This is a genomic window from Secundilactobacillus similis DSM 23365 = JCM 2765 (assembly GCF_001311075.1).
In the GTDB taxonomy this organism is placed as follows: domain Bacteria; phylum Bacillota; class Bacilli; order Lactobacillales; family Lactobacillaceae; genus Secundilactobacillus; species Secundilactobacillus similis.
In genome coordinates, this window is record NZ_BBAD01000138.1 from 1 (window position 1) to 4,359 (window position 4,359).

The window sequence follows — 4,359 nt, forward strand, 5'->3', positions numbered from 1 at the left end:
CCTCCCGCGGCATCCTCCCACAATCAGAAAACCAGAATCACCGCACTTCACAAACTAAAGATGCTTACGCTGAACACAAGCGACAGTATAAAACCAAGAAAAGTTTTTCTTCAACTTTTATCCACAGGTGGATAACTTTTTTTAATTCGATTTGCTGCTCAGCTGACTTAACGCTTTTTTAATTAGTAATTATTCTAATTTAAGGTAGAATTAAGCTGCATTTAGATAATTAGGAGTTAATAATCGCCTATCTAAGGAAGTGAGTAGATTGAAAAAATTGTTAACCACGATCATCTCGTTGATCGTCCTAGTTGCCCTTATCATCGACGGCTACTTCTTATTTATCAAAAATAAGCTGACGCAAGCCACCTCATCCGCGGAATCAACAACTACCCAATCAACCAATTCGAGTACCAGTACGTCATCTTCATCCGCTACTTCATCATCAACCGGCCGCTACCAAAACGGCACCTACACTGGCAAGGCAACTGCCACACAATGGGGCGACGTTCAAGTTCAGGCCGTCATCAAAGGCGGAAAAATCACCGCTGTGAACGTTTTAGCCTATCCCAATGACAATGGCCATGATAAGCAAATTAACAGTCAGGCGCTCCCCGTATACAAGTCTGAAGCCATTTCAGCTCAGAGTGCCAACATTAAACTCGTTTCAGGCGCCAGTGAAACCTACAAGGGCTTTACCAGTTCCTTGCAAAATGCACTGGATAAAGCGGAGGTCAACTAACTATGCCAACTGATTTCATGACAACAACCAAAACCCTCGAAGCAATGACCATGCCGTTTACCCTTAAATTCGTGATGGCGAAATCGTCACCACTCACGGATGACGTGCTGACGACAACTATCAACGCCGTTAACCACTCACTTCAACAGATCGATCAAGACTTCTCACCTTTCAAATCAACCTCCCTAGTCAGCCGTTACCAACGTGGTGACCTGACGCCGGATCAATTTACCGCCCAATTTCAGGAGGTCTTTGCCTTAGCTAGTAAAGCCCAGTCACTCACTGCTGGCGCCTTTGATCCCTACTTTGATCATCAGCGCTATAACCCAACTGGTTTAGTAAAGGGCTGGGCCATTCAACGCATCTTCGAACGTGAATTAGCGCCACTACTCCATACAACCGACCTCGTTGCCGTTGCCTTGAATGGCGCTGGTGATATCCAAATGGGCGTTCGACCCGACCATCCTTACACTTGGCATGTCGGCATTGAAGATCCGGCCGATACGCACCAGCTGATTCATCAATACGCACTTCAAAATGGTGCCATTGCCACCTCTGGCACCAGTCAACACGGCCAACACATTCTCACTCAAACCAGTTCGACGGCCCTCACGCAAGCCACGATTATCGCCAGTGACCTGATTGAAGCCGACATCCTCGCAACCAGCGCCATTGCGATGGGCCAAAAGCGATTTACTCAATTCACCACGCACTATTTAACTCATGGACTACTCGTTGACCGGCAACAACACATCACTCACTTCTAGGAGGGATCAACTTCGTGAAACGCATGCCTTATGTTCAGGCCTTGTTTGGGCCATTATTCTTTTCGTGTTACCGCTCCCCCTGATTCAAACGTTGGCGAATGGCCTGCCCGCAATCTACAACCAAGAAGCTCTAGCGATTCAAGTTGGTTCAATTGCGTACGTTTGGTTCCTCGCTTCGATTTATCTCAGTACCCGACCTAAGTGGTTAGATCGGCTGATTGGACTTCCGAGCATCTACTTTATCCACGGGATGCTCAGTATTTTCGCTATCGGCCTGGCTACCTGCATAAAAGCGGCACGCAATCCACAGGCTTGATCAAATTAACCGGCGACTGGGCCTTCGATCTCTTCATTGGGTTGATGCTTTACTCTCTAATTTTCATGGCGGGGTGGTTGACCAATCACATCCCGCTTCTGGCGCAGATTAAACGCACCTTAGAGCACCTCTTTAAGCATGAACTGTCCGTTTGGTTGCATCGCCTTAACTTACTGGCCGTCGTGCTCGTCTTTATTCACGTTCAATTAATCAGCTATATTACCAGTATTCACCCCTATATGTGGCTCTTTAACGGCTACAGTTTGCTGACCCTCGTTCTCTACGTTGGTAACAAAATTCGGCTAGCTACTACGTTCCCAACGGCAAGTTAACGCAACGTCATCAGTTAGCCGATAACTTTTACGAATTCACCGTTCAACTGCGTCATCCCGGTCGACTCAAGGTTCAGGCCGGCGATTACCTGTTCATTAATTTTCCACAGGTCCCGCAATTAAAAGAACGCCACCCGTTCTCGGTTGTGAATAACGTGGGGACGGATGGCAAAATCGTTTTGGCAATTCGGGGTGACGGTGATTTTACCCGCCAAATTCAGACCCTGCCACTGAGCACCAAGGTCACTATCGACGGCAGTTACGGTCGCTTTGATCAATTGATTCAGGATCATCGATGTGCCACTCGTTTTGATTGGCGGCGGGAGTGGCGTTGTACCGATGCTGGCATTGATCGATGCCTATCCGGAACGACCGATCACGCTGTACTATTCAGCGCACCGCCAATCCCAACTCATTTATTTGACCGAACTCCAAACACTCGCTGCTGAGCGGGCTAATTTTACGCTGTATGCGCAGGAAGGTCGGTTCCAGCCAACTGAGCAACTTACGCAATTAACACAGCCAAAAGCGTCAGTATATCTAATTTCAGGGCCTTATCAACTGGGTAACAGCTGGCAACACGCACTTTGGGAACGTCAAATACCGCGCAATCAAATCTACTACGAAGAATTCAGTTGGTAAACCTGAAAGCATAAAAAAACGACTGCCGCGGCAGTCGTTTTTTGATACTCGCTAGTCTTCGGTAACGAATGGCATTAAGCCCATGATCCGTGAACGCTTGATAGCGATAGTTAACTTACGTTGGTTCTTGGCACTAGTACCAGTCACCCGACGTGGCAAGATCTTGCCGCGTTCTGAAACGAAACGCTTCAATAAGTCAGTATCCTTGTAATCGATGTATTCGATGTGGTTTGCGGCGATGAAGTCGACTTTACGACGACGACGGCCACCTCTTCTTTGTTGAGCCATGATTTTCCCTCCAGTTCAGTCCGTTTTAGAACGGCAAATCATCATCGGAAATATCAATCGAATCGCCGCTGTTCGCGAACGGATCCGCTTGGTTTCCGTTATTGCCAGATGGTTGTTGTGGCTGTTGATTATTAGCCGCTCCGTTGGTGTTTGGATCACCAAACGGATTATTATTCTGAGGAGCATTCCCAGCGGGTGCATTGTAGCCACCATTACCGCCACCGTTGTAGCTGTTGTTGCTACCACCGTAGTTGTTGGCTCCACCATTGTTAGTGTTCGCTGAACGCGGCTCTAACAAGGCAAAGTTTTCAACGACGACTTCGGTAACGTAGACCCGTTGACCCTGCTGATTTTCGTAGTTTCTGGTTTGAATCCGGCCTTCAATTCCAACTAACGCCCCTTTATGGGTAAAGTTAGCGAAGTTTTCGGCTGATTTCCGCCAGATCACACAGTTGATAAAGTCAGCTTCGCGTTCGTTGTTTTGATTGGTAAATTGCCGATCAACAGCCAACGTAAAGTTACCAACTGCCGCCCCGCTTGGGGTGTAACGCAAATCAACATCTCTTGTCAAGCGTCCGGTTAGCACTGCCCGGTTGATCATACGACCCGCTCCTCTCAGTATCAGTAGTTAAAGTTAAAAGTCAAAAATTAGTCTTCGCGCTTTACGATCATGTGACGTAAAATGTCATCGCTGATCTTTGAAAGACGGTCGAATTCGTTTAAGGCTTCGTCGTTATCAGTAGTTAAGTTAACAACGTGGTAAACACCTTCGTTGTAGCCACCGATTTCGTAAGCGAAACGAAGCTTCTTCCAGTCTTTTGAATCAATTAATGCTGCACCATTGTCAGTCAAGATCTTGTCGAAACGTTCAACCAATGCGGTCTTAGCGGCATCGTCAAGGTCTGGACGGATGATGTAGGTAATTTCATACTTCATGAAATTTGCACCTCCTTATGGACTTCAGGCCCTCTCCATTGAGTTTTGAGAGAGCAAGGAGAGTTTTCCAATAATGGATTACTCACAAATTAGTATTTTACCAAAAATTTGAAGCAAATGCAATTGTATTTGGGTTAATTCTCCTAAAGTCTCACTTTTATGATGAAATTCCTGCGTTAACCACTATCATTCAGAACGGCTCAACGAATCCTGAATCAAGTAGCATCACAGTCATCTGAGCATAAAACGTTGCTTCAGAAAAATTAGCCACGACTAACCTGACAAGAGATGTTGGTTATGGCGTTAACTACGCAATGAGTTCGGCTAGTGTTTTTA

Annotated in this window: 8 protein-coding genes and 1 pseudogene; 6 read left to right on the forward strand and 3 right to left on the reverse strand. The window is 46.5% G+C overall.

Annotated elements, in window-relative coordinates:
- Positions 1–268 precede the first annotated feature (268 nt).
- The 6 genes and pseudogenes from JCM2765_RS16055 to JCM2765_RS18505 all read left to right on the forward strand — a co-directional run bounded on the left by JCM2765_RS16055 (position 269) and on the right by JCM2765_RS18505 (position 2,799).
- On the forward strand, positions 269–742 hold the full coding sequence (locus tag JCM2765_RS16055) for an FMN-binding protein (protein WP_054737547.1): 474 nt from the start codon (positions 269–271) through the stop codon (positions 740–742).
- Positions 743–744: 2 nt separating this feature from the next.
- Positions 745–1,509 carry an FAD:protein FMN transferase gene (locus tag JCM2765_RS16060; protein WP_156301843.1) on the forward strand — a complete coding sequence of 255 codons (765 nt, stop codon included), beginning with the start codon at positions 745–747 and terminating at the stop codon, positions 1,507–1,509.
- The gene (locus JCM2765_RS18490; protein WP_225352150.1) at positions 1,466–1,825 is read left to right on the forward strand and encodes a hypothetical protein; all 360 of its coding nucleotides are present in this window, start codon (positions 1,466–1,468) and stop codon (positions 1,823–1,825) included. Before JCM2765_RS16060 ends, JCM2765_RS18490 begins: the two co-directional genes overlap by 44 nt.
- 77 nt (positions 1,826–1,902) lie before the next feature.
- Positions 1,903–2,157 (forward strand): hypothetical protein, encoded by a 255-nt coding sequence (locus tag JCM2765_RS18495; protein WP_225352151.1) that lies wholly within the window; start codon positions 1,903–1,905, stop codon positions 2,155–2,157.
- 47 nt (positions 2,158–2,204) lie between these two features.
- Positions 2,205–2,369 (forward strand): annotated as a pseudogene (locus JCM2765_RS18500) (iron reductase); the annotation flags it as partial.
- An 85-nt stretch (positions 2,370–2,454) separates the two neighbouring features.
- On the forward strand, positions 2,455–2,799 hold the full coding sequence (locus JCM2765_RS18505) for a ferric reductase-like transmembrane domain-containing protein (RefSeq protein WP_225352152.1): 345 nt from the start codon (positions 2,455–2,457) through the stop codon (positions 2,797–2,799).
- 51 nt (positions 2,800–2,850) lie between these two features.
- Here JCM2765_RS18505 and rpsR read toward each other — a convergent pair whose 3' ends face one another.
- The 3 genes from rpsR to rpsF are packed head-to-tail and all read right to left on the reverse strand — an operon-like array spanning position 2,851 to position 4,023.
- Positions 2,851–3,087 carry a 30S ribosomal protein S18 gene (rpsR, locus tag JCM2765_RS16070; protein WP_054737548.1) on the reverse strand — a complete coding sequence of 79 codons (237 nt, stop codon included), beginning with the start codon at positions 3,085–3,087 and terminating at the stop codon, positions 2,851–2,853.
- Positions 3,088–3,112: 25 nt separating this feature from the next.
- The gene (ssb, locus tag JCM2765_RS16075) at positions 3,113–3,688 is read right to left on the reverse strand and encodes a single-stranded DNA-binding protein (RefSeq protein ID WP_054737549.1); all 576 of its coding nucleotides are present in this window, start codon (positions 3,686–3,688) and stop codon (positions 3,113–3,115) included.
- Positions 3,689–3,735: 47 nt separating this feature from the next.
- Positions 3,736–4,023, reverse strand: a complete 288-nt coding sequence (gene rpsF, locus JCM2765_RS16080; RefSeq protein WP_054737550.1) for a 30S ribosomal protein S6 — start codon at positions 4,021–4,023, stop codon at positions 3,736–3,738.
- Positions 4,024–4,359 lie beyond the last annotated feature (336 nt).

Coding starts and splice junctions, on each gene's coding strand:
- JCM2765_RS16060 (WP_156301843.1), top strand. CDS start 745: ATGCCAACTGATTTCATGACAACAACCAAAACCCTCGAAGCAATGACC.
- JCM2765_RS18490 (WP_225352150.1), top strand. CDS start 1,466: ATGGACTACTCGTTGACCGGCAACAACACATCACTCACTTCTAGGAGG.
- rpsR (WP_054737548.1), bottom strand. CDS start 3,087: ATGGCTCAACAAAGAAGAGGTGGCCGTCGTCGTCGTAAAGTCGACTTC.
- ssb (WP_054737549.1), bottom strand. CDS start 3,688: ATGATCAACCGGGCAGTGCTAACCGGACGCTTGACAAGAGATGTTGAT.
- rpsF (WP_054737550.1), bottom strand. CDS start 4,023: ATGAAGTATGAAATTACCTACATCATCCGTCCAGACCTTGACGATGCC.